Raw genomic sequence first — 26,609 nt, 5'->3', positions numbered from 1 at the left:
TTTGCAAGATGAGCTTCGATCCCGCGACCTTGGTCTACGATGACGCCGGCCTGATCCCCTGTATCGCGCAGGATGCCGACAGCAGCGAGGTGCTGATGATGGCTTGGATGAACGCCGAGTCGGTGACCCGCACGCTCGAGACCGGACGGGTGACCTATTGGTCGCGCTCGCGCAAGTCCTTCTGGATCAAGGGCGAAAGCTCGGGTCACGTACAGAAGCTGGTCGAACTGCGCTTGGACTGCGACCGCGACTGCCTTCTCGCGCTGGTCGAGCAAGCCGGGCCGGCGTGCCACACCAACCGCCGCTCCTGCTTCTACACGGCGCTGCGCAATGGTGAAGAAGTCGAGATCATGACGCCGATGGCGTGACCTGCCGCTCGGTCACACGTGCTTGAGGAGTGGAACATTCCGCCCCCATGCCGCGCTGTTTCTCCATGGATACCCAATGGAGGCAACCATGCGCATCATGCAAATTTCGCTGGGGCTCTTGATCCTCGGCATCGCCATCATCGTGATCTATCCCTTCCTCGGCGCTGAACCGGTCGACGCGACGCAGCTCGCCGCAGCGCCTTGGTGGATCATGCCCATCGGCTATTTCATTTCGCTGGTCGGTGCGGCCGGGCTTTTCCTGGGCTGGGCCCGGAAGAAGGAAACGCGCTGAAATAGAAGGTATCGCCGGACCGCACCGATCAGAGTGACAAGCGGCCACTGGCGCGTTGCCGCGTGACGCGTCAAAGTCCGACCAAGCGGCGCACATCCTTGGGTGAGAGCCCCTCGGAGCGATAGAGCGCGATGGCCCGGGCATCGTCGCGCTTGGCAAGCCGTTTGCCGTCGGCGTCCCGGATCAGCCGGTGATGGTGGTAACCGGGGGTCGGCAGCCCGAGAAGCCCTTGCAGCAGGACATGGATCCGGGTGGCGTCGAAAAGGTCCTCGCCACGCACCACTTGGGTGATCCCCTGCGCCGCGTCGTCGACCACCACCGCGAGGTGATAGGCGGCGCCCATCTCCTTGCGTGCAACGACGACATCGCCGACCGTCTCGACCATCTCTTGCGCGGTGGCGACGATCCGGCCGGTTTTTCCGTCAGGACCGTTGCCGGTTTCCTGAAATGAGATCGGTTCACCAATCGCGCTGCAAGCCCGTGCCATGTCCAGCCTGAGCGTCAGGCCAGACGGGCGCGGGCCGACAGGCGGCGCGGAAGGGCGGCAGGTGCCGGGGTAGATCAGCCCGTCCGGCCCGATCGGCGCGCCTTCCTGCGGAGCTGAAAGCGCCTCTCGGATGTCGCGTCGGGAACAGTGGCAGGGGTAGAGCAAGCCCATGTCCCAGAGCCGGTCGAGCGCCGCCTCATACTCTCCGAGATGCTCGGATTCGCGGCGACAGGGCTCGGGCCAGTCGAGACCCAGCCAGCGCAGATCGTCCTTCAGCTGCACTTCCCATTCGGCGCGGGCGCGGCTCTGGTCGAGATCGTCGATCCGCAACAGGAAGGTGCCGCCCGCCGCCTGCGCCATGTCGTGCGCAAGCAGCGCCGAATAGGCATGGCCGAGGTGCAGCGGGCCGGTGGGCGAAGGCGCGAAGCGCGTGCGCATTCAGTCGTAGTCGCGGTAGGACCGTTCGATCCGGCGGGTGCGGCGCTCTTCCCCGGACTGGTAGATCAGGATCCATGCCAGCAGGATGAACATCGGGTGGGTCAGCCCGCCCGAGAGCAGGATCGCCGGTACCCAGATGAAGAAGACGATGATCGACAGGATCGGTCGCCCGGTGAAGAGGATCGACAGCGGCGGCAGCAGCAGCGCGAGGACATAGTTCATGCGGGCACCTCCTGGGATGCGAGCCAGTCCGACCACGCGGATTTGGCCCGGTCGGTATAGGCCTTGTAGCGGTCACGGCGACCGCGGCGGCCCCCCTTGAGCCCGTCGACCGGGCGGAAGAGGCCGAAATTGACGTTCATCGGCTGGAAGGTCTTCGCCTCGGCCCCGCCGGTGATGTGGTGGATCAGCGCGCCATGCGCGGTGTCCTGCGGGATCTCGGGCAGGCTGCGCCCGAGCAGCTCGGCCGCGGCCATGCGACCCGCCGCGAGGCCCATCGAGGCGGATTCCACGTAGCCCTCGACGCCGGTGATCTGGCCGGCGAAGCGCACGTTCGGCTTGCCGCGCAGGCGCATCTGCCGGTCGAGCAGGGTGGGCGAGTTGAGGAAGGTGTTGCGGTGGATGCCGCCGAGACGTGCGAAACGCGCGTTCTCGAGACCGGGGATCATCCGGAAGACCTCGGCCTGCGCGCCGTATTTCATCTTGGTCTGGAAGCCGACGATGTTGAAGAGCGTTCCCAGCGCGTTGTCGCGGCGCAGTTGCACGACGGCATAGGCCTTTTCCTCGGGCTTGTGGGCGTTGGTCAGGCCGATGGGCTTCATCGGGCCGTGGCGCAGGGTCTCGCGACCGCGCTCGGCCATGACTTCGATCGGCAGGCAGCCGTCGAAGTAGCCGGCGGTCTCGCCCTCGTGGAACTCGGTCTTGTCGGCCGCCAGCAGGGCGTCGATGAAGGCCTCGTACTGGTCGCGGGTCATCGGGCAGTTGACGTAGGCGCGGCGCTCGTCCTCGGTCTCGCCCTTGTCGTAGCGCGACTGCAGCCAGGCGGTGTCCATGTCGATGCTCTCGGCGTAGACGATGGGCGCGATGGCGTCGAAGAAGGCGAGCGCATCGGTCCCGGTCTCGCGCGCGATGGCCTGCCCGAGCGCATCCGAAGTGAGCGGGCCGGTGGCGAAGATCCACTGTCCGTCGTCGGGGATCTCGCTGATCTCCTCGTGGGAGACGCGGACGTTCGGGTGCGCGTGCAGCGTTTCGGTGACCATCTCGGAAAAGCGGTCGCGGTCCACGGCGAGCGCGCCGCCGGCGGGCAGGCGGTGGGCATGTGCCGCGCGCATCAGAAGGCCGCCGGCCTCGCGCATCTCCCAGTGCAGCAGCCCCACGGCGTTCTGCTCGTGGTCATCCGACCGGAAGGAGTTGGAGCACACCATCTCGGCCATGTTGCCGGTCCGATGCGCGAAGGTTTCCACCTGCGGGCGCATCTCGTGGAGGACCACGGAAACGCCCATCTCTGCGGCCTGCCAGGCGGCCTCGGACCCGGCCATGCCGCCGCCTACGATATGCAATGTCTCTGTCATGCAGGGGCAGATAGGGGATCGGAGGGCCGGTGTTAAGGGGGGATGTCCCGGCGCGGTGACGGCACGCGGGCCGATGGGGGATGCGAAAGGGGGCTCTGCCCCCTCGCGCGCCCTGGGGCGCGCTCACCCCCGAGGGTATTTTCGCAACCGGAGAAGGGGCGGGGTCAGTTCATTGCCCCGCCGGCGGGGAGGGCCTTGAGGTAGGCGGCCACCGCGGTGCGGTCGGCCTCGGAGAGCTGGCCGAAGTTCTCGACGACCTCGACCATGTGACCGCCGACGCTGTCGAAATCGGGGGTGAAGCCGGTTTCGAGGTAGTAGGCGATGTCGGTGGCGCTCCAGTCGAGCTTGTCCGGGGTGAGGCCGGGAATGGTGCCGTCGCCGTTGGGGTTCGGGGCGCCGGTGAGCCAGGCCGAGCGGTCGAGCGCACCGAGCGCGTTGCGCGGCGTGTGGCATTCGCCGCAATGGGCCAGCGCCTCGACGAGGTAGCGCCCACGGGTGAGATCCTGGCCCTCGGCCTCGGTCATCACCCAGGCGTCGTCGAAGAACAGGCGCTTCCAGAGCCCGAGGCCACGGCGGACGTTGAAGGGGAATCCGACCTCGTGCGGCTGGCTCGGCGTGTCGGACGCAGGCAGCGTCTGCATGAAGGCCCAGAGGTCGACGAGGTCGCGCTGGTCCATGCGGGCGTAGGCGGTGTAGGGGAAGGCCGGGTAGAGATGCGCGCCCTCGGGCGAGACGCCCCGCAGCACGGCGTTGGCGAAGTCTTCCTGGCTCCAGTCGCCGATGCCGTGGTCGGGATCGGGCGAGATGTTCGGGGCGATGAAGGTGCCGAAATCCGATGCGAAGCGCTGGCCGCCGGCGAGGACGCGCTTCTGGTCGCCCTCGGCGTCGGGCGCGTGGTGGCAGGACGCGCAGCCCGCGGCGGTGAAGACGGTCTCGCCGCGCGCGGGGTCGCCCTCGACCCCGTCGAAAGTGCCCTCGGGGAGGGTTTTGGGCGCAGAAATCACATAGCCGGCCCCGGCGAGGACGATCCCCGCCAGAGCCACCGTTCCAAGCAGCTTGCGCATCGATCAGCCTTGCGGCGCGCGGTAGTCGTCGTGGCAGGCCTTGCAGGCGCCGCCGAGCTCGCCGAGCGCGGGGCCTATGGCTTCGGCGCCTTCGCCGGCGGCGGTCTGCATGGCTTCGGCCGCGTCACCGAGCGCCGACCACTTGGAGGCGAAATCCTCCCAGTTGTCCCAGATCTCGGCCTTGGCGCGGGTGCCGTCCATGTCCATCTCGGACGAGCCCTCGGGCCAGAGCGGCTGCTGGTGGATGGTGCTGACGGAGACAATCGACTCGGCGGCCATGGTGGCGGCATCGGCATCGTAGTCGACCTCGCCCTTGGCCATCGCGCCGAGGGTGCCGAGGTTGATCGCCAAGATCCGGAACTGACCCTGCCGCGCTTTCAGGTTGGCGGAATAATCCTGTGCCGCCGCGATGCCCGCGGTGCAGATGGAAAGCGCCGTGACGGCGGTAAGAATACGGTTCATCAAAGTCTCCCTGGCTCTATGCTGGTGCAGCTAGGCTGACAGGTCGCGGGCGCAAGTCCAGTGATTTTCGCGTGACATGCCGGTCGGGCGCCGACGCGCGAGGCGGCCGAGGGCAAAGCGGCCTGCGTGGTGGCGTCGATCATGGAGCGGGTGCCGTGGGCCGAACGCGCTTGCCGGACGCCGGCGCGCCGGCGGTGTCAGTGGCTGAGCCGCAGCGGCGCGCGCAGGCGGTCACCGGTCAGTGCTTCGGGCCAGCCGACCCAGCGCTCGACGGCGTAGATCAGAAGGCAGATCGCCACCACGGCGAGCACCAGCGTGACCTTGCGGGGCCCCGGCGGATTGCGGACCCAGCGGGCCATGCGGACCAGCCAGAGCGGGCTCACCTCAGTCCTCCGGGAAGCGCACCTTGCCGATGAAGGGCAGGTTGCGGTTGCGCTGCGCGAAGTCGACCCCGTAGCCCACGACGAATTCGTCGGGGATCTCGAAGCCGGTCCAGTCGGCCTTGAGCGCGACCTCGCGGCGGGCGGGCTTGTCGAGGAGGGCAATGGTGCGCAGCTTGCGCGGCGCCCGTGACTGCAGCAGGCGCAGCACGTGGCTGAGGGTGAAGCCGGTGTCGACGATGTCCTCGACCACCAGCACGTCGCGGCCCTCGACCGGCGAGCGGAGGTCCTTGAGGATGCGCACCTCGCGGCTCGATTCCATGCCGTCGCCGTACGAGGAGGCCTCGAGGAAATCGACCTCGACCGGCAGGTTCAGCTCGCGCACGAGGTCGGCGATGAAGACGAAGCTGCCGCGCAGGAGGCCGACGACCACGAGCTTGTCGGTGTCACCGAATTCCCGGGTGATCTCGCGCGCCAGTTCCTCGATCCGGGCCGCGATGGATTTCGCCGAGATCATCTCGTCCACGACGTAGGGCCGTTCCGTCATGCCATTCCCCTTGCATTGCCGGGCTCAGCATATGAAGAAACGCCCAGAGATTGTCACGCGATTAACGGGCGCTAGAAACACAGACATGCCGACGCACTCCGAGACAAAACACCTGCCTTACACGGCGCAACAGATGTACGACCTTGTGGCCGACGTCGCGTCCTATCCGGAATTCCTGCCTTGGACCGCCGCCGCGCGCGTGCGCTCCCGCGAGGACAAGGGCGACCACGAGGTGATGCTTGCCGACCTCGTGATCTCGTTCAAGGTCTTCCGCGAACGCTTCGGCAGCCGGGTCACGCTCTATCCGCAGGACCACCGCATCGACACCGAGTATCTCGACGGGCCGTTCCGGCACATGATTTCGAACTGGCGGTTCGAGGATGTCGAGGACGGCGGGGTGGACGTGCATTTCCACGTCGATTTCGAGTTCAAGAACCGCCTGCTGCAGGGCGCTGCGGGCATGTTCTTCTACGAGGCGATGCAGCGGATCGTGCGGGCCTTCGAACGGCGGGCGGCAGAGCTCTACGGCCCGGCCGCCTGAGCGGTCACTCGTCCGACAGCGCCTGTTGCAGCAGTTCGAGCGCGTGGTGCGTGGCCGCCGCGCGGACGTTGGCGCGGCCAAGGGCGCCGAAATCGACGGTTTCGGTGATCGTCTCGGTGGCGCCGGCGAGCCCGAAGCAGACCCGGCCCTCGGGCTTCATCTCGGAGCCGCCGGGGCCTGCGACGCCCGAGATCGCCACGGCGAGATCGGCCTCGGCGGCGCGGCGCGCGCCTTCGGCCATCTCCTGCACGACCTCTTCCGACACCGCGCCGTGGACTGACAGCGTTTCGGCATGCACGCCGAGCAGCTCCTGCTTGGCGGCGTTGGAGTAGACCACGTAGCCGCGGTGGAAGATGTCCGACGAGCCGGCGATGTCGGTGATCGCGGCGGAAACCATGCCGCCGGTGCAGCTTTCGGCGGTGGTGACGGTGGCGCCGCGTGCGCGGGCGCGGGCGAGGATGTCGCGGGCGATGACTTCGGTCACATCAGGACTCCATGGGCGAGGCCGGCAAGGATGATCGACACGATAGCAGAAAACACGCCCGCGATCACGTCGTCGAGCATGACGCCCATGGCGTCGCCCCGGCGGTCGGCACGGCCGACGAGCCACGGCTTCCATATGTCGAAGAGCCGGAACAGCAGGAACCCCGAGACCCAGCCTGGCCACAGGCGCCAGAACTCGACCGACATCATCATCGCGCCGTAACCCACCGGGAACAGGGCGATCCACTGGCCGACGACCTCGTCGATGACGATCCACGAGGGGTCGTGGTCGGTGGCGTCCTCGGTGAGCCTGCGGGTGGCCCAGAGCCCCAGCGCAAAGGCCGCGACGGTGGCCGCGATCAGCAGCCAGAAGCCACCGATGAGCAGGATCGCATAGGCCACCGGCAGCGCCGCGAGCGAGCCCCATGTGCCCGGCGCGGGCTTCAGGAAGCCGACGTAGAAGAAGGAGGCAATGGCTTTCATGATCTCACCAGCGTTGCTGTTGCGATGGCGGCGATACCCTCTTCGCGGCCGGTGAAACCGAGCCGTTCCGAGGTGGTCGCCTTGATCGAGATGCGGTCGGGCGCGATCCCGGTGATGCGCGCCATTTCTGCTGTCATGTCAGGGGCGTGCGGGCCGATCTTCGGGCGCTCGCAGATGAGCGTGAGATCGACGTTCGAGACCGTGAACCCCCTGGAGCGGGCGAGGTCTACCGCGTGGCGCAGGAAGATCTCGCTGGCGGCCCCCTTCCACTGCGGGTCGGTCGGCGGGAAGTGGCGGCCGATGTCGCCCTCGGCCATGGCACCGTAGAGCGCGTCGGTGACCGCGTGCATGCCGACGTCCGCGTCGGAATGTCCCTGCAGCCCGCGTCCGTGCGGGATGGTCACGCCGCAGAGCACGACGTGATCGCCGGGGCCGAAGCGGTGCACGTCGTAGCCGTTGCCGAGCCGGATATCCATCGCGTCCTCCTTCATGGTGGCATGGGCCCGCGCGAAATCGTCGGGGCCGGTGATCTTCAGGTTGCGTTCCTCGCCCGGAACGATGGCAACGTCCAGCCCCGCGGCGCGGGCGACCTCGACGTCATCGGCGGCGCCGCCGGGGTGGGCGGCATGGGCGGCGCGGATCTCGGCGTAGCGGAAGCCCTGCGGCGTTTGCGCCCGGAACAGCCCGGTGCGGTCCTGCGTGCCGGTCACGATGTCGCCAGCACCGGTCCAGAGCGCGTCGGTCACCGGCAGCGCCGGGGCGGCGCCGGGCGCGCGGTCGAGTGCCTCGACGACCGCGTCGATCAGCCGCCGCGATACGCAGGGGCGCGCCACGTCGTGGATCAGCACGCGGTCGGGCGGAGTCTCGGCCAGCGCCTCCAGACCGGCCCGGACCGAGCCCGCACGGTCCGCCGCGCCGTCGATAAGCGTCACCGGCAAACCCTCGCTCACATCCTCGGCACGGGCCCGGTCGTCGGGGTGGATCACGAGGATGATCCGTGGCAGGTGAGCAAAGGCTTCGAGGGTCCAGCGCGCCACCGGGCGACCGGCCAGGTCCCGCCACTGCTTGGGCAGTCCGCCACCCGCGCGGGTGCCCCGGCCGGCGGCGACGATGATGGCGGCGATGTCCATGGCGGGGCTCCTCTCTTGCGCGCCATTCTCTAGGCGCTGACGGTGCGCTGCGCAATGCGTGGCCCCTGATTGCCTAAAAACTAGGCGCACGAGCTCTTGTCGCGACAAGAACAGGGCTGAACGATTGAATATGCGTCGCGGGCGGGTTACCTCCCAAGCATCTGCACAAGGAATAGGCGTTTGAAACTGTCTCTGGGCGACCGGACGATCACTCCTCCCGTCATGCTGGCACCGCTGGCCGGAATCACGGATCTGCCCTTCCGCAGCCTCGTGTCCCGCTGGGGCGCGGGCCTTGTCGTGTCCGAGATGATCGCGAGCGGCGAGTTTCTCACCGAGCGCCCCGGCACACGTGAGAAGGCCGAACTGGGCGCCGGGATCGAGAACACCTCGGTCCAGATCGCCGGCCGCGCCCCCGAGCCGATGGCCGAGGCCGCGCGCCGGGTCGCCGACATGGGCGCCCGCGTCATCGACATCAACATGGGCTGCCCGGCGAAGAAGGTGACCGGCGGCTATTCCGGTTCTGCGCTTCTGCGCGATCTCGACCATGCGCTGCGCCTGATCGAGGCGGTGGCCGAGGCGGTCGACGTGCCGGTGACGCTCAAGACCCGGCTGGGCTGGGATCACGACACGCTCAACGCCGCCGAGCTCGCGCCGCGCGCCGAGGCTGCGGGCGTCCGGATGCTGGTCATCCACGGCCGCACCCGCTGCCAGTTCTACAAGGGTCGCGCCGACTGGGCGGCGATCCACGCGGTCAAGCAAGCGGTGTCGATCCCGGTCGTCGCCAACGGAGACATCACCGATGCCGCCTCTGCCCGCGAGGCGCTGCGCCTGTCCGGCGCCGACGGCGTGATGGTCGGACGCGGGGCGCAAGGCGCGCCCTGGAAGCTCGCCGAGATTTCGCACGCGCTTTACGGCACGCCCGCCCCCGAGATCCCGCAAGGCCGGGAACTGACCGAGATCGTGCGCGACCATTACGCCGCGATGATCGACTTCTACGGCCCCGAGCTTGGCGTGCGCTGCGCCCGCAAGCACCTTGGCTGGTACATGGACGCGGCGGGCACCGAGCCTGCCATGCGCCGCGCGGTGCTGACCGAGCGCGACCCGGCCCGCGTGCTGGCCCAACTCAAACCCGCGCTCGAAGACGCGCTAATGGAGGCCGCATGAACAGCGAGCTTCAGATGCAGCTCTGGTCGTCGCTCCCGGTGCCGGCCATTCTCCTCGATGCGGAGGAGCGGATCGCCGACATGAACCCGGCGGCCGAGGGCTTCATGAACAACTCGGCGAAATGGCTGATCGGCCAGCCGATCTGGGACCGGCTGGCGGTAGACGCCCCGCTCGAGGAAAGCCTTGCGCGGGCCCGCGAGAACGGCACACCGCTTTTCGTCAACGACGTGGATGTGGGCACCGGCGCCCGCGCTCCGCTGGTCTGCAATCTCCAGATCGCACCGGTGCAGGGGTATCCCGGCTGGTTCATCATGCTCATCAGCCCGCGCGAGCTCGCCGGCCGCATGACCCAGAGCCACTCGGTGAAGTCGGCGGCGAAATCGGCCATCGGCATGGCCGAGATGCTGGCGCACGAGATCAAGAACCCGCTTGCCGGCATCACCGGTGCGGCGCAGCTGCTGTCGATGAACCTCGGCAAGGACGACCTCGAGCTGACGGATCTGATCGTCGCCGAGACCCGCCGCATCGTGAAGCTGCTCGAGCAGGTGGAGCAGTTCGGCAACCTCTCGGTGCCCGAGAAGAAGCCGGTCAACATCCACGACGTGCTCGACCGGGCGCGGCGCTCGACGCAGCTTGGCGTCGGCGCGCACATGAAGTTCATCGAGGATTACGATCCCTCGCTGCCGCTGGCCTACGGCGACCCGGACCAGCTTCTCCAGGTGGTGCTGAACCTGCTGAAGAACGCCGCCGAGGCCGCCGATGCCAAGGCCGGTGGCACCATCCGCCTGCGCACTTTCTACGAGCATTCCTTCCGGATGCGGCGCGAGGACGGGACGACCCAGAAGTTGCCGTTGCAGATCGAGGTCGTCGACGACGGCCCCGGCCTGCCGAACGACATCAAGGGCGATGTGTTCGACCCCTTCGTTTCGGGGAAAGAGAACGGCACGGGGCTGGGCCTCGCGCTGGTCAGCAAGATCATCTCGGACCATGACGGCTGGATTTCCGTGGACTCCGTTCCCGGCCGCACGGTCTTTCGCATTTCGCTTCCGCGCGCCCCGCGCGAGACAGAGGAGAAGAGCTAATGGATGGCACGGTTCTTGTCGCAGACGACGACCGCACGATCCGCACGGTCCTGACACAGGCCCTCACGCGTGCGGGTTGCAAGGTGCACGCCACCAGCTCGCTCACCACGCTGATGCGCTGGGTGGGCGAGGGCAAGGGCGACGTCGTCATCTCGGACGTGGTCATGCCCGACGGCAACGGGCTCGAGATGCTGCCGAAGATCCACCAGGACCGGCCCGAGCTGCCGGTCATCGTGATCTCGGCGCAAAATACCATCATGACGGCGATCCAGGCCGCCGAGGCCGAGGCATACGACTACCTGCCCAAGCCCTTCGATCTGCCGGACCTGATGAAGCGCACGGCCAAGGCGCTCGACAACCGCAACCGCGCGCCGAAGCGCGAGGAAACCGCGACGATCGGCGCCGACAGCCCCGACGAGTTGCCGCTGGTGGGCAAGACGCCGGCGATGCAGGCGCTCTACCGGCTGGTGGCGCGGGTGATGAACACCGATCTTCCGGTGCTGATCTCGGGCGAGAGCGGCACGGGCAAGTCGCTGATCGCGCGCGCGATCCACGACTTCTCGGACCGCCGCACGCTGCCGTTCGTCACCGTCACCGGCGGTGACCTGTCCGATCTCGAGGGCCCGAGCCGGGTGCTTGCCCGGGTCAAGGGCGGCACGCTGCTGATCGACGAGATCACCGACATCTCGGACGACATCCAGGCACGCATCGTGCGGATGATGGACATTCCCGGCGAACACGTGCCGCGCTTCATGGCCACCAGCCAGGGCGATCTCGCGCAGGCGATGGACGAGGGCCACGTGCGGCAGGATCTCTACTACCGCCTCTCGGGGGCGACGATCAACGTGCCGGCCCTGCGCGAGCGGGTCGAGGACATCGCGCTGCTGACCGAGCATTTCCTTGCCCGGGCCGAGCGCGAGGGGGCGCCGAAGCGGTGGCTGTCTAAGGACTCGGCCGAGCTTTTCCGCGCCTACAGCTGGCCCGGCAACGTGCGCCAGCTCGAGAACTCGGTCCGACGCCTGTCGCTGACCTCGCGCGCCGAGGAAATCAGCCGCGCCGAGGTCGAGGCGGTGCTCGGCAACCAGCCCGACACTGGCCCGATCCTGCGCGGCGGCGATGCCGAGAAGCTCGGGACCTCGGTCGCGCGGCATCTGCGTCGCTATTTCGACCTGCACGGCAACATGCTGCCGCCGCCGGGGCTCTATGCGCGGATCCTCAAGGAGGTCGAGGCGCCGCTGATCGAGATCGCGCTCGAGGCGACGGGCGGAAATCAGGCGAAATGCGCCGATCTTCTGGGAATCAATCGCAATACTTTGCGCAAGAAGATCACCGATCTGGATATTCGCGTGACACGCCGCCGCAAACTGATGTAAAAGAGCCACATAGATGTGGCCGCGCTGCGTCGCCCCCGGGCGGCGCGGTGAAGAAGCCACAGGATATGGCGGTTCGCTGCTTCGGGCAGCACATCAAGGCGAGGTACATCTGTGGCCACCCGGGCACGGAAATCTGTGGCGCATCGCGCCACATGGGCAAGATTGACCCGGCTGCGGCGAATGCGCCGCGTGCAGAACATCGCGACCCTGGGGCTGGTACTGCTGGGGCCGCTTCTTGCCTTTGCCACCTTCATGGTGCTCGGTCCGCTCGATGCGGGGCAGGGAACCGAGCTGAGCCTCCGGCTCGTGCTGCTGGCAGATCTTGTCTACGTGCTGCTGCTGGCCGCGCTGGTGCTGGCACGGGTCGCGCGGATGATCTCGGCCCGCCGCGCGCAATCGGCGGGCTCGCGGCTGCACCTGCGCCTGACCGGCGTCTTCGCGCTGATGGCGCTGCTGCCCACTGTGACCGTCGCGGTCTTCGCGGTTCTCACCATCAACATCGGGCTCGAGACATGGTTCTCGAGCCGGGTGCAGAACGTGGTGGGCGCCTCGCTCGCTGCGGCCGAAGCCTACGAGGAAGAGCAGCGCCGCGGCCTCACCGAGGACGTGCAGGCGCTAGGCCGCTATCTCGACGCGGCGCGGCGTGCCAACTTCGCGCTCGATGACGGCGACATCCGGCAAATCCTTCAGCAAGGACAGGGCCAGATCCAGCGCGGCCTGCGCGAGGCTTACGTCATCGACGGCGGCGGCGAGATCCGGGCGCGCGGCGAACGGTCGTATCTCTTCGACTACGAGCAGCCGACGATCGCGCAGATCGCGCTGGCCGAGGAGCAGGGCATCGTGCTCGTTCCCGACTGGGACAACCACGAGCTGCGCGCGCTGGTGCCGCTCGACGCCTTTGCCGACCGCTATCTTTTCGTCAGCCGCGCGGTCGACGGCAACCTGCTGAACCTGCTCGACGAGACGCAGGCCACCGCGCAGTTCTACCAGCAGCAGGAAAGCGAGCGCGGGCGCAGGCTCTTCGATTTCGCACTGCTGTACCTCGGCTTCGCGGTGTTGCTCATCCTCGCGGCGACCTGGCTGGGCCTGTGGTTCGCCGAGCGGCTTGCCCGACCCGTCGGCCGCCTCGCGGGCGCCGCGCAGCGGGTGGGGGCCGGCGATCTCGACGTGCAGGTCATCGAGGAAGAGGGCGACGACGAGATCTCCATGCTCGGCCGCTACTTCAACCAGATGACCCGCCAGTTGAAGGGCCAGCGCGAGACGCTTCTCGAGAACACCCGCCAGATCGAACGCCGCCAGCGGCTGTTCGACTCGGTGCTGTTCTCGGTGACCTCCGGCGTGGTCGGACTTGATGACACCGGGCGCGTGACCTTCGTGAACCGCTCGGGCGAGCGCCTGCTGGGCTGGCAGGAGACCAAGTCCGAGGTGCCGATCACCGTTGCGGTTCCCGAGTTCGGGGCGCTCTTCGAGAAACTCCGCGAGACCGCGCAGGAGACCGCGCAGGAAGAGGTGAAGGTCAGCCGCGAGGGTCGGCTCGAACACCTTCTGGTGCGCATGTCCGTGCGCCGCCGCGAGGACGGCTCGCTCGAGGGCTACGTGGTCGCCTTCGACGACGTGACCGACCTCGTCTCGGCGCAGCGGATGGCGGCCTGGGGCGATGTTGCCCGCCGCATCGCCCACGAGATCAAGAACCCGCTGACCCCGATCCGGCTCTCGGCAGAGCGCATCAAGCGCAAGTTCGGCCGCAAGCTCGAGGGCGAGGACAGCGAGAAGCTCGACCAGATGACCGAGGTCATCGTCCGCCAGACCGAGGACCTGCGCCGCATCGTGGACGAGTTCTCGAAGTTCGCCCGCATGCCGGAGCCCGACCGCAAGCCCGAGGACGTGGTGGCACTGCTGCGCGGCGCGGCGCTTCTGCAGGAGACCGGCCAGCCCGACGTGCGCTTCCGGATCGAGCTGCCGGATGCCGAGATGCCCGCCGAGCTTGACGCCACGATGATCGGGCAGGCCTTCACGAACCTCATCAAGAATGCCGGTGAAGCCATTGAAACCTATGTGGAAAGTGGCACAGGTGAGGGCTACGTGCCCGAGATCCGCGTCACTCTCTCCGAAGACGACGGGCGCGCGCTCATCCACATCGCAGACAACGGCATCGGCCTGCCCGAGGACCGGGCGCGGCTGTTCGAACCCTACGTGACGACCCGCGACAAGGGCACCGGCCTCGGCCTGCCCATCGTCAAGAAGATCATCGAGGAGCACGGCGGCAGCCTTGTCCTCGAGGACGCGCCCGTCTTCGACGGCGCCTGCCATGCCGGTGCAATGGCGGTCATCCGCCTGCCGCTCGGCCACGCGCCGGCCCGGCCGGCCCATAAATCAAGAGTCATTTCAGAACTGGAGGGGCAGACATGAGCGACATCCTCATCGTCGATGACGAACGCGACATCCGCGAGCTGATCGGGGACATCCTCGAGGACGAGGGCTACACGACCCGCCTCGCGGCCAATTCCACCGAGGCCATGTCCGAGGTCAACGCGGAGCCTCCGGGGCTGCTCATCCTCGACATCTGGCTGAAGGACAGCAAGATGGACGGGATCGACATCCTCAAGACCGTGAAGCGCGACAATCCCGACATCCCGATCATCATCATCTCGGGGCACGGCAACATCGAGATCGCGGTGGCCGCCATCAAGCAGGGCGCCTACGATTTCATCGAGAAGCCCTTCAACATCGACCAGCTGCTGGTGGTGATCCGCCGCGCGATGGAGACCTCGCGGCTGCGGCGCGAGAACCAGCAGCTGAAGCGCCGCGAGACCGAAGTGGCCGAGATGGTCGGCGACAGCGCCGCGTTCCGCACGCTGGTCTCGCAGCTCGACAAGGTGACGAAGTCGAACGGCCGGGTGATGCTCACCGGCCCCGCCGGCAGCGGCAAGGAAGTGGCGGCGCGCTACATCCACGGGCATTCGGCGCGGGCCTCTGCGCCCTTCGTGACGGTCAACTGCGCCGGCGTCGCCCCCGAGACGATGGAAGAAGTGCTCTTCGGCCGCGAGACCCCCGACCGCGGCATCGAGCCGGGCCTGCTCGAGCAGGCTCACGGCGGCGTGGTCTACTTCGACGAGGTCGCCGACATGCCGCTCGGCACCCAGTCCAAGATCCTGCGGGTGCTGGTCGACCAGAGCTTCACCCGCGTCGGCGGCTCCGACAAGGTCCGCGTCGACCTGCGGGTGATTTCCTCGACCAACCGCAACCTCGACCACGAGATCGAGGCAGGCCGCTTCCGGCAGGAACTCTACCACCGCCTGAACGTGGTGCCGATCGCGGTGCCAAGCCTCGAGGACCGGCGCGAGGACATCCCGCTGCTCGCCGCCCATTTCATCGATGTCTGCAACAAGACCCAGGGCCTGCCGCTGCGCGCGCTCTCCGATGACGCGGTGGCGCTGCTGCAGACGATGGTCTGGCCCGGCAACGTGCGTCAGCTCAAGAACCTCGTTGAACGCGTGCTGATCCTCGGCGAGGGCACGGGCCCGATCGAGGCCCGCGAACTGCCGCAGGAGGCGCCCGCCGGCGATGACGAGGAAGGCCGCGTGGTGCTCTCGGGCACGCTGGCGACCCTGCCGCTGCGCGAGGCGCGCGAGGCGTTCGAGCGCGAGTACCTGCTCACCCAGATCAACCGCTTCGGCGGGAATATCTCGCGCACCGCCGCCTTCGTCGGCATGGAGCGCTCGGCGCTTCACCGCAAGCTCAAGTCGCTCGGTGTCGTGACCGGGGCCAAGTCCGGTGGCCGGATGGCCTATGTCGAAGACGATCCGGTCCAGAAAGTCGGCTGAGCATGAAACGACGGAAGGTCGCTCGCATTGCGGGCGCGCTGCTCTGCGCGGCGCTGCTGTCCGGCTGCGCCGGCTCACCCACGTCGACCGAAACGCCGCCCGCCGCGCCGACGGCGACCGAGGTCGAGGCCCAGGTCGCCGAGGTGACGCAGGCGCTGCGCGCGCTCGGCCCCGGCGTCGATCCGGCCGAGGCCGCCCGCGCCGCCGAGATCGCGGTAAGGGAGCCGCTCGACTGGGCGCGCGACTGGCAGGTGGTCGACCCGCCGCTGGTCCATAATTTCAAGGTGGTGCACGGCCTGCGCGAAAAAGGCGTCTGCCAGGACTGGGCCGACGCGCTCGAGATCGCGCTGCACGCCGAGGGCTTCCGCACGCTCGAGCTGCACCGCGCACTTGCCAACGCCCGCAACATGAAGCTCGAACACGCCACGGTCATCATCACCGCGCGCGGCCAGCCGATGCAGCAGGGGCTGATCCTCGATCCGTGGCGCATCGGGCAGGGGCGGCTGTTCTTCTCGCGCGTGGCCGACGATCCGCGCTACGACTGGGAAAGCCGTGAGGCGGTGCGCGCCTGGAACCGCGAATGGAAGGCCCGCGCCCTCGCGCAGCTCTAGGGCCACGCCCCCGGCTTCTTCTGGCCGGAAATATCCCGGGGAGTCCGAGGGGCAGCGCCCCTCGCGGTCGCGACCGCAACGACACGCGGTCCGGCCCCCTGCGGTGCGGGGCGTTGACCACCCCTGCACCGCGTGTCATGCCAGCATGAAACGGCGTCCAGGGCGAGGAGTGCCATGAAGGTCATCATATGCGGCGCGGGGCAGGTCGGCTGGCAGATCGCCCGGCACCTCTCGGGCGAGCGCAACGACGTCACCGTCGTCGACAACAACCCCGATCTCGTGCGCCGCGCCACCGACACGCTCGACGTGCAGGGGATCGCGGGCTTCGCCTCCTACCCGGACGTGCTCGAGAAGGCCGGCGCGCGCGATGCCGACATGATCATCGCCGCCACCTACTCGGACGAGGTCAACATGGTCACCTGCCAGGTGGCCCACTCGATCTTCGCCATCCCGCGCAAGGTCGCGCGGCTGCGGTCGCAATCCTACCTGACGGCGATCTACTCCGACCTCTACCGGCGCGACCACATGCCGATCGACGTGGTGATCTCGCCCGAGAAGGAGGTCGCCGAGGCCGCGCAGCAGCGGCTTTCCGCGCCCGCGGCCTTCGACACCGAGCGCTTCCTCGGCGGCGGTGCGCAGCTTCTCGGTCTCACCATCGAGGACGACTGCCCGATCGTGAACACCCCGTTGCGGCAGCTCTCCGACCTGTTCTCGACGCTGCGCTCGGTGGTGGTCGCCATCCGCCGCGAGGGCACGCTCTTTGCGCCCGAGCCGGGCGACCAGCTCTTCGCGGGCGATTCCTGCTACATCATCGTGCACCGCGACGACATGCGCCGCGCGCTCGAGATCTTCGGCAAGTCGCAGCGCAAGCAGGAGCGCGTGGTGGTGATCGGCGGCGGCAACGTCGGGCTCGCGGTGGCCAGCGCCCTCGAGAAGCGCACCGAGCGCATCCGCGCCAAGGTGATCGAACGCGACCGGGCGCGCGCCGAACGGGCCGCGGACGCGCTCGAGCGGACCATCGTGCTGCATGGCGACGGGCTCGACACGGCGCTGCTCGCAGAGGCGGGCATCGACCGCGCCGACGCGGTGCTCTGCGTCACCGACGACGACAAGACCAACATGCTCGCGGCGGTGCGCGCCAAGTCCGCCGGCTGCCCCATGGCCATCGCGCTGGTCAACGACCCGACGCTGGTGCCGCTGATGGAGCCGCTCGGCGTCGATGCCTACATCAACCCGCGCGCCACCACCGTAAGCTCGATCCTGCGCCACATCCGCCACGGCCGGGTGCGCTCGGTCTATTCCATCGGCGACGCCGAGGCCGAGGTGATCGAGGCCGAGGTGCTCTCGACCTCGTCCATGGCCGGCAAGCCGGTGCGCGACATCGACTTCCCCGAGGGCGTGCTGATCGGGGCGGTACGCAAGGGCGACAAGGTGGTGAAGATCACCGGAGACCTGCGCATCGAGGACGGGGACCGGGTAGTGATCTTCGCGCTGTCCAAGGACGTGGCCGAGGTCGAGCGGCTGCTCCAGGTCTCGATCGATTTCTTCTAGACGGATGCGCGCGCTCTACCGCATGCCCCTGATCCTGCTGCTGACCGGGATCGCCAGTGCCTCGATGATCGTCCCGGCGGCGGTGGCGCTCGCGGAAGAGGAATTCCACGACGCCCGCAGCTTCTTCTACGCCGGTATCGTCGGGATGGTGCTGACCGCGCTCATCGCCATCGCGCAGGCGACCCGGCGCCACAACAAGTCCGCTTCGCGCCAGCTCGTCGCGCTCATGGCGGCCTTCGTGCTGCTGCCGGCGATGCTGGCGGTGCCCTTCCACGAGGCGGTGCGGACGACGACCTTCCTCAATGCCTTCTTCGAGATGGTCTCGAGCCTGACCACCACCGGCGCCACGCTGTTCGAGCCGGGGCGGCTGTCGTCGGCCGAGCATCTCTGGCGGGCGCAGGTCGGCTGGATGGGCGGGCTGCTGATGTGGGTGGCGGCGGCGGCGATCCTCGCGCCACTGACGCTCGGCGGCTTCGAGATCACCGCCCGCGGCGAGCCGGGGCAGGCGGTCGATGCCGGCGCGGTGCGGCGCGACATGTCGGACCCGGCCGAGCGGCTCGGGGCCTCGTCGCGGCTGCTGGTGCCGATCTACGCGGCGCTGACGCTGGCGCTCTGGATCATGCTGATGATCGCCGGGGATTCGCCGCTGGTGGCCATCAGCCATGCGATGTCGACCATGGCGACCTCGGGCATCTCGCCGGTGGGCGGGCCGATGAACGCGGGCTCGGGCGTCGCGGGCGAGATGATCATCTTCTGCTTCCTGTTCTTCGCGCTGTCGCGGCTCACCTTCTCGGGCGACACCGGCACCTCCTACCGGCCGGGGCTGCGCGAGGATCCGGAGTTCCGGATGGGCCTGTCCATCGCCATCCTGGTTCCGGCGGTGCTGTTCCTGCGGCACTGGATCGCGTCCTTCGAGGTCGGCGAGGAGCAGAACTGGCTGCTCGGCTTCCGGGCGCTCTGGGGCGGGGTCTTCACGGCGCTGTCGTTCCTGTCGACCACCGGCTTCGAAAGCGCCGACTGGGCGCAGGCGCAGGGCTGGTCGGGACTGGCGACGCCGGGGCTGATCCTGATGGGGCTCACGATCATCGGCGGCGGCGTGGCGACCACGGCGGGCGGGGTGAAGCTGCTGCGGATCTACGCGCTGTTTCTCGCCGGCAAGCGCGAGCTCGAACGGCTGGTGCATCCGCACTCGGTCGGCCACTCGGGCGTCATGGCGCGGCGGATGCGGCGGCACGGGGCCTTCGTCGCGTGGGTGTTCTTCATGATGTTCGCCATGTCGATCGCGGCGCTGTCGCTGGTCTTCAGCCTGTTCCGGCTCGACTTCGAGAACGCCATGGTGCTGACCATCGCCGGGCTGACCAACTGCGGCCCGCTGATCCAGGCCGCCGCCGAGGTGCCCGTGGATCTGGGCGCGCTCGGGATCGGGGCCAAGCTGACGCTCTGCGCGGCGATGGTTCTCGGGCGGCTGGAACTGCTCGCGATCATCGCGCTCCTGACACCGGGTCTCTGGCGGGACTGAGGGGCTTTGCCTGCGGTCTGACCAACGGGCAACCCACCGCCCGGGATTTGGGCAAAGACCGGATTTTCCGCTGGAAGTTCCGTAAACCGCGTTACATACTCGCTCGACAGAGGGAAGGCCGCACTGCGGCAAAAGGGCAAGAACAAAGGCAATTTCAATGGCTTCGGACAGACAAAACCTTCAGGACGCATTCCTCAATCATGTCCGCAAAACCAAGGTTCCCGTCACAGTCTTTCTCATCAACGGGGTGAAGCTTCAGGGCGTCATCACGTGGTTCGACAATTTCTGCGTGCTGCTGCGCCGTGATGGCCAGTCGCAGCTTGTCTACAAGCACGCGATCTCGACGATCATGCCGTCGCAGCCGATCAACCTCTACGATGGCGATGGCGGCAACGATTGAGAGAACATGACCCGCATGTGACCCGCGCCTGGGTCCTGCATCCCGACATTCGCTCCGACCGCGACCGCCGCGATGCGGAGATGGCGCTTGAAGAGGCGATGGCCCTTGCGGCCGCGCTCCCGGACCTCGAGGTTGCGGGCGGTGCCGTCGTGCCATTGCGCGATCCGCACCCCGGCACGCTGTTCGGTTCCGGCAAGATCGAGGAACTCGCCGAGCAGCTCAAGGCCGACGAGATCGAGCTTGTGCTGGTCGACGGCCCGGTGACCCCGGTGCAGCAGCGCAACCTCGAGAAGGCCTGGAAAGTGAAGCTTCTCGACCGGACCGGGCTGATCCTCGAGATCTTCTCGGACCGTGCCGCCACCCGCGAGGGTGTGCTGCAGGTCGAGATGGCGCATCTGTCCTACCAGCGCACCCGGCTGGTGCGGGCCTGGACCCACCTTGAACGTCAGAGGGGCGGGCTTGGCTTCGTCGGCGGCCCCGGCGAAACCCAGATCGAGGCCGACCGCCGTGCCATCGACGAGCAGCTCGTGCGGCTGCGCCGGCAGCTCGACCGGGTGGTCAAGACCCGCGACCTGCACCGCAAGGCGCGTGCCAAGGTGCCTTTCCCGATCGTCGCGCTGGTGGGCTACACCAACGCCGGCAAGTCGACGCTGTTCAACCGGCTGACCGGGGCCGAGGTCATGGCCAAGGACATGCTCTTCGCCACGCTCGACCCGACCATGCGGGCGGTGCGCCTGCCTACGGGCATCGAGGTCATCCTGTCGGACACGGTGGGCTTCATCTCCGACCTGCCGACCGAGCTGGTCGCGGCCTTCCGCGCCACGCTCGAAGAGGTGCTGGCCGCCGACATCATCCTGCACGTGCGCGACATCTCGCACCCGAACACCACCGAGCAGGCCGCCGATGTCGATGCAATCATGAAGTCGCTCGGCGTCGATGAAGAGGTGCCGCTGCTCGAGGTCTGGAACAAGGTCGACCTTCTCGATGGCGAGAGCCGCGACGCGATCCTGACCCGGGCCGCGCGCGAGGAGGACGTCTTTGCCGTCTCGGCGCTGACCGGCGAGGGCCTGCAGGAGATGCTGGCCGAGGTCACCGAACGGCTGCAGGGCGAGACCGTCGAGGAAGAGCTGCGGCTTGCCTTCGACGATGGCCGCCGCCGCTCGTGGCTCTTCAACAAGGGTCTCGTCCAGCACGAGCACCAGGACGAAGACGGCTTCGTCGTGAAGGTGCGCTGGACCGCCAAGGACCGGGCACAGTTCGAAACGCTCTGATCCCGGCGGATTTCGCCGCTCCGGCTCTGGACGCCGGGGCGGGGGGCACTAGATCGCCTGCGTCGACACGGGCATGGAGTGCGCGTCATGGCCCGGGACCCCGGCCTTTCCAAATCCCTCGATTGGTTCATCGACGGCCCGCAGCCGATGAAGTGGCGCGACGTGGCGACGATGGTGCTTGCCGTGGTCGTCCCGCCGGCGGTCGCGGTCTGGTTCTTCGGCGTGGCCGGCATGGCGGCCTTTGCCGCCTCGATGCCGGCGCACCTTGCCAGCCGCGAGGGCGGCGGGCTGGTTGCGCTGCTCGCCACGATGACCACGGGTCTTGCGGGGATGGTGGCAATCGGCGATCCGGTCATGGCGCTTCTGGTCGCGGGCTGCCTGTCGGTGATGACCGCCATCGCCTCGCATCACCAGCTTGCGCGCCCGGCAATGCGCGCGCTGCTGACCTGGACCCTGTTCACCGCGCCGATCATCCCTGACGACAACCTGCCGCAGCTTTTCGTCCTCTACCTTGCCGGCATGGTCTGGAGCGTCTCGGTCACCGTGCTGCTGGGCCGGGCCGGAACGCCTGCGGCGCTGACCGCCCAGAGCCGTGTCTACAGCGTGACCTTCGGCGTGGTCTTCGGCATCGGGCTGGTCTCTGCGGTCTGGCTCGGTGGCCAGCTGTTCGACGACCACGGCTTCTGGCTGCCGCTGACCTTCGTGATCCTGTCGATGCCACCCTATGGCGCGGTGTTCTCGCGCAGCCTCAAGCGGACGCTGGCGACACTGGTGGGGGCGCTCGCCTCGGTTGCGCTGTCGCAGCTGTCGCCGCCGACGGCGGTGACCGTGCTTCTCGCCGTGGCCGCGTTCCCGCTGGCCTTCCGCTTCATTCCGCGCAGCTCGTTCATTGGTGTCACGCTGCTGACCTTCACCATTCTCGAGGCGCTCTCGATGATCTCGGACGTGGACATGCTGGCCGAGGCGCGCATCGAAACGGTGATCCTCGCGAGCCTCATGACGCTGGTGCTTGGCCTTGTTGCCGCCGGGGTGCTTGCCGTGCTGAAGCCCAATGCACTGCGCGAGATCACCTCGCCGAAGCAGTAGCGGCAGGAGCCGCGCGGCTCAGGGCGCGAAGAGCTTATCCTTCACGGCCATGATCCGCCGTGCGGCAAGGTAGCGGGCCGCCTGTCGGCGCGACGGGGCAGCGGGCGTGGCCGCCCAGATTCCCAGCGCGAACAACCTCTGCAGGAACAGCAGCGCCTCCGGTGTGGTCCCGGTCGGGCCGTAGCCCCGGGCGAGGGCGGCCGCGAGCGGCGCCGGGTCGTCGTCTTCCGGCGCAAGGACCATGGCGTCGATCAGGAGCCAGACGAGATCGCGCAGCGGTTCGTCCTCCTTCGCGTTCTCGAAGTCCAGTCCGACGAGACCGCCCTGCGTGGCCACGATGTTGGACAAGTGCAGGTCGCGATGGGTGACGGCGCGCCGCGCGGGCGTGCCGCGCACCTCGCGGGCCATGATCTCCATGCCGGCCACGTCCGATCGAAAGGCCTCGACCTCGGGAAAGGCCCGGGTGCCCTCGGCGTGCCAGTCGAACAGCCGGTGCAGCCAGGCGATCTGCCCCTTGGGGCGGAACGGATGGGAACGCGCGGTCGTGCCATGGAACGCGGCGAGCCAGCGCCCGGCCTCCTCCAGCCGCGCCAGCCGCTCCCGACCCGAGAGCACCGGCCAGAGTGCCGAAAGCACGGGGCCGTCGGCGTAATCCATCGCCAGCACCCCGCGTGCCTCGTCAAGGAACAGAACCTCCGGCGCGCCGCCAGGCAGCGCGGCGGCCACGGCACGCTGCCGCTCGGCCTGTGCCCGTGCGCGGGCGCCTTCGGCGGGCGCGTAGACCTTGACGACCAGCCTCTGCTCCGGCTGAGCCGCGCAGAACACCTGCGCCTCGAGCGGGCCGGCGGCGTTCTTCAGGCAGCCGAGCCCCCATTGCATGCCGGGATAGCGGTGGGCCAGCGCGGCACGCGCCTGCGCACGGGCCGCCTCCTTGGTGATTTTCGTGCTGTCGTCCGCCGCGTTCGTCATTCCTGCACGAGGCGCGTGACCCCGATCGACGCCGCCCGCGCAAGATCCGCGTCGAGCGACATCGGGATGTATTCGCCGCGCCGCCAGAGCGTTCCGAGATCGTCGTAATGCCGGGACAGGAAGTGCCCGGACTGCCCGGTCGAGGTCACGAAGACCGACGAGTCGGGATCGGCGAAATCATAGACCCCGCGATAGGTGGCGCCGTGCACGCTCAGGAACGGATCGTCTCCCTTGCCGGAGCTCACCCCGCGCTCGAGCGTGAAATCCCCGCCCGAGGTGCTTTGCCGGATGTTCACGAAGTAGCGCAGCACCGGGATATCGCCGAGCACTGCATGCTTGTGCAGCGCCTGGTGCGCGTCGCCCCAGCGCAGCGATTCCAGCGCCGTCCCGTAGCGCTCGCCGATCCACACCAGCGCGTCGTCAAGCGCCATGCGGGCGATGTCGCTGCAGCTTTCCACCGCCACCGAGCGGATCACGTCGCACCATTTGCCGGCGCCGTCGACGTTGCGGAAGACGCGCTCGATGAACAGCGGCTCCACGTGGTCGTAGTCGTTGGCGAGCGGCCCCAGCTCGTCGCGGATCAACCGGTCCTGAAGGGCGCGGACCCAGGCGGCATAGATCAGCGGCTCGGGCAGATGCTCGTTCATCTCGCCGTTCCAGTTGGCCAGCAGGTCGAGCGCCCGGGCCCGCTGGCGCTCGGGGGTGCCCTCTGCCGCGGCCTCGCCGGTGTACCACAGGTCACGGCCGATGAGCGGCAGCAGCGTGCGCGCGGCCGGGGACACCGTGTCGAGCTGCGCCTCGATGAAGCTGTCGCGGGTGTGCACCTCGCGTCCCTGCATCAGCTGCCGCCAGCGCATCACGCGCTGGCTATCGCCCCAGTTGTAGCTGACGTGCAGCGGAAAGGGCCGGTCGACGACCTTGTTGTTGGTGTTGCCGACGATGCCGCCCGACGGGTCGATCCACGACGGGTGGTCCGCCTCGGGCAGGGTGCCCTGCCAGCGGTTCGCCTCGATCCAGCCGGGCGAGGGGATGCGGCCCTGGCTCTGATGCGCGGGATCGCGGCGCGGCATGGCGCCCACCAGCTTCAGCCCGACGCTCTCGCGGTCCATCACCGTGAGCATCTGCGAAGGCGCGACGTAAGCCTTCGAGGCCTCGAAGGCCTCTTCGACGCTTCCCGCCTGCATGAGCTTCAGAGCACCGCTCATCGAGCTGTCTTCGTCGGAAAGCGCGGTCCAGCTCATGCTGACCACGTGACCCGGCGGCGTGATCGTCTCGAGCTCGAAGCGCGAGCGTGGCAGCACCGGGCCGTTGTCGGTCCAGCGCAGGGTGACGGTGACCGGCGCCGCGTCGCGGATCTCGACGATCGAGCGGCGCGTCTCGAAGCGTTTCCAGCCGTCGGGGGTGCGGTATTGCTCGGGGTTGTCGGGGTTCAGCTCTTCGATGTGCAGGTCCTGGTCGTCGAGATACGACGAGGTGATCCCCCAGGCGAGCCGCTTGGACCGGCCCAGCATCACCGCCGGAATGCCCGGGATGGTGCCGCCGATCACGTCGCCCGACTGCAGTTGCAGCCGTGCGAGATACCATGTCGAGGGTGCGGTGTAGCCAAGGTGGGGATCGTTGGCGAGCAGCGTGCCGCCACCGGCCGAGCGGTCGGGTGCGGCGGCCCAGGCATTCGAGGCGCCGGCCATGCCGCGCTCGGGCACCGGCGACAGCGCCGTGTGGTCGGTGGCCGGGGCGCTGGCGTAACGCGGCATGGTCGCGCCGGGAAGCAGGCTCGCGTAGTCGGGCAGGGCGGCGGTTCCGTCGCCGGGGATGTCGGGCAGGATGTCGGCCAGCCGTTCGGGGTCGGGCAGCAGCAGCGAGGTGCGGGCGCGCAGGATCTCGTCGCGGAACTGGCCGGACAGCTGCAGCGCCATGAGCTTGACCAGCGCGATGCTGTCGGCGGGCTGCCACGGCGCGATGGGCGCGTTGAAGAGGAAGAACTCGGGCGCGCCGCGGCCGAGGCTCTGCTCGTTGATCTCGGTGATGCGGGCGTTGATCCCGGCGGCGTAGGCGCGCAGCGCGGCCCGGGTCTCGGGGTCCTGCGCCGCGACCGAGCGCGTCGCCAGCGGGTAGAGGTCGAGCCGGCGCATGAGAATGTCGGTGTCGAGCGTGCGGCGGCCGAACACCTCGGAAAGGCGCCCCTGCACGGTGCGCCGCAGCAGCACCATCTGCCACAGACGGTCCTGCGCGTGGGCGTAGCCCAGCCCGTAGAAGGCATCGTCGTCGGACCCCGCGAAGATATGCGGCACCGCCGAGTTGTCGCGTACGATTTCTATCTCGCCGTCGGTGCCCGCCACCGCGAGCGTCTTGTCGTAGTCGGGAAGCGAGCGGGCGGCGAGGTAGTAGACCAGCACCACCGCGATGACCGCCAGAACGATCGCCGCGGAGGCAAGCCTGAGAAGCCACCGGAATAGAAATGCCATCAGGAGTGCCCCGCTGTCCTCGGTCTTCGTGCGGGATTACCGCGCCGCCGCCCCCTTGCCAAGGGGCGGGACCCGGGCGACAGTCCCGCCAACGACAGCGATAACGGGAGCTTGAACCATGGCGAAATGCGCATTCCTCGGTCTGGGTGTGATGGGCTATCCGATGGCCGGTCACCTCGTGGCCGCCGGCCACGACGTCACCGTCTACAACCGAACCTCCGCCAAGGCCGAAGCCTGGGTGGCCGAGCACGGCGGCACGCTGTCGCTGACCCCTCGAGAGGCGGCCGAGGGCGCCGAGTTCGTGATGGCCTGCGTCGGCAACGACGACGACCTGCGCAGCGTCTGCCTCGGCGACGACGGCGCCTTCGCGGGCATGGCCGAGGGCACGGTCTTCGTCGATCACACCACCGTCAGCTCGATGGTGACGCTCGAGCTTGCCGAGATCGCCGCCGCGCGCGGCGCGGGCTTCGTCGATGCGCCGGTGTCGGGCGGGCAGGCCGGGGCCGAGAACGGCCAGCTCGTGGTGATGTGCGGCGGCGAGCAGGCGCAATACGACCGTGCCGCGCCGCTGATCGACGCCTATTCCAAGCTCTGCAAGCGCATCGGCGACACGGGGGCCGGCCAGAAGTGCAAGATGGTCAACCAGATCTGCATCGCGGGCCTGGTGCAGGGCCTGTCCGAGGGGCTGGCCTTTGCCGAGAAGGCCGGCATCGACGGCCGCGCGGTGGTCGAGGTCATCGGTGGCGGCGCCGCCGGCTCGTGGCAGATGGTCAACCGCTTCGAGACCATGCTCGACGACGAGTTCGACCACGGCTTCGCGGTGGACTGGATGCGCAAGGACCTCGCCATCTGCCTCGCCACCGCCGAGGAGACCGGCGCCTCGCTTCCGGTCACCGCTCTGGTCGACCAGTTCTACAAGGACGTGCAGAACATGGGCGGCGGCCGCTGGGACACCTCTTCGCTCATCAAGCGGCTCAAGGCGCTCGGCTGAGCTCACCGCCGCTCCGATGAAAAAACGCGCGCCCCGCTCAGTGCCGGGCGCGCGTTT

The 26,609-nt window shown here is 68.4% G+C and carries 27 protein-coding genes; 15 read left to right on the top strand and 12 right to left on the bottom strand.

The window, feature by feature from the left end:
* Positions 1–8 precede the first annotated feature (8 nt).
* Both hisI and D6860_RS02340 read left to right on the top strand, forming a co-directional pair.
* The gene (gene hisI, locus D6860_RS02345; protein WP_179949470.1) at positions 9–368 is read left to right on the top strand and encodes a phosphoribosyl-AMP cyclohydrolase; all 360 of its coding nucleotides are present in this window, start codon (positions 9–11) and stop codon (positions 366–368) included.
* 88 nt (positions 369–456) lie between these two features.
* Positions 457–660, top strand: coding sequence for a hypothetical protein (locus tag D6860_RS02340; protein ID WP_128549212.1), 204 nt, complete (start codon positions 457–459; stop codon positions 658–660).
* A 70-nt stretch (positions 661–730) separates the two neighbouring features.
* Here D6860_RS02340 and gluQRS read toward each other — a convergent pair whose 3' ends face one another.
* The 7 genes from gluQRS to hpt all read right to left on the bottom strand — a co-directional run bounded on the left by gluQRS (position 731) and on the right by hpt (position 5,609).
* Positions 731–1,585 carry a tRNA glutamyl-Q(34) synthetase GluQRS gene (gene gluQRS / locus D6860_RS02335; RefSeq protein ID WP_076624197.1) on the bottom strand — a complete coding sequence of 285 codons (855 nt, stop codon included), beginning with the start codon at positions 1,583–1,585 and terminating at the stop codon, positions 731–733.
* A complete protein-coding gene (locus tag D6860_RS02330; protein ID WP_017468510.1) occupies positions 1,586–1,807 on the bottom strand; it encodes a hypothetical protein in 222 nt (73 codons plus the stop codon).
* Positions 1,804–3,156, bottom strand: a complete 1,353-nt coding sequence (trmFO, locus tag D6860_RS02325) for a methylenetetrahydrofolate--tRNA-(uracil(54)-C(5))-methyltransferase (FADH(2)-oxidizing) TrmFO (protein ID WP_076624198.1) — start codon at positions 3,154–3,156, stop codon at positions 1,804–1,806. The genes D6860_RS02330 and trmFO overlap by 4 nt, the downstream gene beginning before the upstream one ends.
* A 164-nt stretch (positions 3,157–3,320) precedes the next feature.
* Positions 3,321–4,220, bottom strand: coding sequence for a c-type cytochrome (locus tag D6860_RS02320; RefSeq protein WP_076624199.1), 900 nt, complete (start codon positions 4,218–4,220; stop codon positions 3,321–3,323).
* A gap of 3 nt (positions 4,221–4,223) precedes the next feature.
* On the bottom strand, positions 4,224–4,682 hold the full coding sequence (locus tag D6860_RS02315; protein ID WP_076624200.1) for a c-type cytochrome: 459 nt from the start codon (positions 4,680–4,682) through the stop codon (positions 4,224–4,226).
* Positions 4,683–4,879: 197 nt separating this feature from the next.
* On the bottom strand, positions 4,880–5,065 hold the full coding sequence (locus tag D6860_RS02310) for a hypothetical protein (RefSeq protein ID WP_017469022.1): 186 nt from the start codon (positions 5,063–5,065) through the stop codon (positions 4,880–4,882).
* A gap of 1 nt (position 5,066) precedes the next feature.
* Entirely contained in the window at positions 5,067–5,609 is a 543-nt protein-coding gene (gene hpt / locus D6860_RS02305) for a hypoxanthine phosphoribosyltransferase (RefSeq protein ID WP_017469023.1), read from the bottom strand.
* An 85-nt stretch (positions 5,610–5,694) separates the two neighbouring features.
* Between hpt and D6860_RS02300 the strand changes: the two genes are divergently transcribed.
* On the top strand, positions 5,695–6,150 hold the full coding sequence (locus tag D6860_RS02300) for a type II toxin-antitoxin system RatA family toxin (RefSeq protein ID WP_076624201.1): 456 nt from the start codon (positions 5,695–5,697) through the stop codon (positions 6,148–6,150).
* 4 nt (positions 6,151–6,154) lie between these two features.
* Here D6860_RS02300 and D6860_RS02295 read toward each other — a convergent pair whose 3' ends face one another.
* Genes D6860_RS02295 through D6860_RS02285 form a run of 3 tightly spaced genes read right to left on the bottom strand, consistent with a single transcriptional unit; the run spans position 6,155 to position 8,246 of the window.
* Positions 6,155–6,634, bottom strand: a complete 480-nt coding sequence (locus tag D6860_RS02295) for a CinA family protein (RefSeq protein WP_076624202.1) — start codon at positions 6,632–6,634, stop codon at positions 6,155–6,157.
* Positions 6,631–7,116, bottom strand: coding sequence for a phosphatidylglycerophosphatase A family protein (locus D6860_RS02290; protein ID WP_017469693.1), 486 nt, complete (start codon positions 7,114–7,116; stop codon positions 6,631–6,633). The genes D6860_RS02295 and D6860_RS02290 overlap by 4 nt, the downstream gene beginning before the upstream one ends.
* Positions 7,113–8,246, bottom strand: a complete 1,134-nt coding sequence (locus tag D6860_RS02285; RefSeq protein ID WP_076624203.1) for a bifunctional 2-C-methyl-D-erythritol 4-phosphate cytidylyltransferase/2-C-methyl-D-erythritol 2,4-cyclodiphosphate synthase — start codon at positions 8,244–8,246, stop codon at positions 7,113–7,115. Before D6860_RS02285 ends, D6860_RS02290 begins: the two co-directional genes overlap by 4 nt.
* A gap of 180 nt (positions 8,247–8,426) precedes the next feature.
* On the opposite strand from D6860_RS02285, the gene dusB reads away from it, so the two are divergent.
* The 11 genes from dusB (at position 8,427) to D6860_RS02230 (ending at position 22,127) form a co-directional block, all read left to right on the top strand.
* Positions 8,427–9,410: a tRNA dihydrouridine synthase DusB gene (gene dusB, locus D6860_RS02280; protein ID WP_076624204.1), complete on the top strand. Its 984-nt coding sequence runs from the start codon at positions 8,427–8,429 to the stop codon at positions 9,408–9,410.
* On the top strand, positions 9,407–10,492 hold the full coding sequence (locus D6860_RS02275; RefSeq protein WP_076624205.1) for a two-component system sensor histidine kinase NtrB: 1,086 nt from the start codon (positions 9,407–9,409) through the stop codon (positions 10,490–10,492). The genes dusB and D6860_RS02275 overlap by 4 nt, the downstream gene beginning before the upstream one ends.
* The gene (locus D6860_RS02270; protein WP_017468186.1) at positions 10,492–11,865 is read left to right on the top strand and encodes a response regulator; all 1,374 of its coding nucleotides are present in this window, start codon (positions 10,492–10,494) and stop codon (positions 11,863–11,865) included. Before D6860_RS02275 ends, D6860_RS02270 begins: the two co-directional genes overlap by 1 nt.
* A 180-nt stretch (positions 11,866–12,045) precedes the next feature.
* Positions 12,046–14,274: a sensor histidine kinase gene (locus D6860_RS02265; protein WP_076624206.1), complete on the top strand. Its 2,229-nt coding sequence runs from the start codon at positions 12,046–12,048 to the stop codon at positions 14,272–14,274.
* On the top strand, positions 14,271–15,689 hold the full coding sequence (locus D6860_RS02260) for a nitrogen assimilation response regulator NtrX (protein WP_076624207.1): 1,419 nt from the start codon (positions 14,271–14,273) through the stop codon (positions 15,687–15,689). Before D6860_RS02265 ends, D6860_RS02260 begins: the two co-directional genes overlap by 4 nt.
* A gap of 2 nt (positions 15,690–15,691) precedes the next feature.
* On the top strand, positions 15,692–16,300 hold the full coding sequence (locus tag D6860_RS02255) for a hypothetical protein (protein WP_076624208.1): 609 nt from the start codon (positions 15,692–15,694) through the stop codon (positions 16,298–16,300).
* 174 nt (positions 16,301–16,474) lie between these two features.
* The gene (gene trkA / locus D6860_RS02250; protein ID WP_076624209.1) at positions 16,475–17,851 is read left to right on the top strand and encodes a Trk system potassium transporter TrkA; all 1,377 of its coding nucleotides are present in this window, start codon (positions 16,475–16,477) and stop codon (positions 17,849–17,851) included.
* Positions 17,852–17,855: 4 nt separating this feature from the next.
* Positions 17,856–19,370, top strand: a complete 1,515-nt coding sequence (locus tag D6860_RS02245; RefSeq protein WP_076624210.1) for a TrkH family potassium uptake protein — start codon at positions 17,856–17,858, stop codon at positions 19,368–19,370.
* A 157-nt stretch (positions 19,371–19,527) separates the two neighbouring features.
* A complete protein-coding gene (gene hfq, locus D6860_RS02240) occupies positions 19,528–19,770 on the top strand; it encodes an RNA chaperone Hfq (RefSeq protein WP_017467235.1) in 243 nt (80 codons plus the stop codon).
* Between the two features lie 17 nt (positions 19,771–19,787).
* On the top strand, positions 19,788–21,041 hold the full coding sequence (gene hflX, locus D6860_RS02235) for a GTPase HflX (protein WP_017467234.1): 1,254 nt from the start codon (positions 19,788–19,790) through the stop codon (positions 21,039–21,041).
* Positions 21,042–21,128: 87 nt separating this feature from the next.
* Positions 21,129–22,127: an FUSC family protein gene (locus D6860_RS02230; protein WP_017467233.1), complete on the top strand. Its 999-nt coding sequence runs from the start codon at positions 21,129–21,131 to the stop codon at positions 22,125–22,127.
* Between the two features lie 18 nt (positions 22,128–22,145).
* Here D6860_RS02230 and D6860_RS02225 read toward each other — a convergent pair whose 3' ends face one another.
* Together D6860_RS02225 and D6860_RS02220 are read right to left on the bottom strand one after the other, a co-directional pair.
* The gene (locus tag D6860_RS02225) at positions 22,146–23,096 is read right to left on the bottom strand and encodes a phosphotransferase family protein (RefSeq protein WP_076624212.1); all 951 of its coding nucleotides are present in this window, start codon (positions 23,094–23,096) and stop codon (positions 22,146–22,148) included.
* Entirely contained in the window at positions 23,093–25,561 is a 2,469-nt protein-coding gene (locus D6860_RS02220) for a penicillin acylase family protein (protein ID WP_076624213.1), read from the bottom strand. The genes D6860_RS02225 and D6860_RS02220 overlap by 4 nt, the downstream gene beginning before the upstream one ends.
* Positions 25,562–25,679: 118 nt before the next feature.
* Here D6860_RS02220 and D6860_RS02215 point away from each other — a divergent pair, with 118 nt between their 5' ends.
* Positions 25,680–26,552, top strand: coding sequence for an NAD(P)-dependent oxidoreductase (locus D6860_RS02215; RefSeq protein WP_076624214.1), 873 nt, complete (start codon positions 25,680–25,682; stop codon positions 26,550–26,552).
* Positions 26,553–26,609: the final 57 nt, after the last annotated feature.

Source organism: Salipiger sp. D13 (assembly GCF_003703915.1).
Classification (GTDB): Bacteria; Pseudomonadota; Alphaproteobacteria; order Rhodobacterales; family Rhodobacteraceae; genus Salipiger; species Salipiger profundus.
This window is presented reverse-complemented; position numbering and strand designations above follow the sequence as displayed.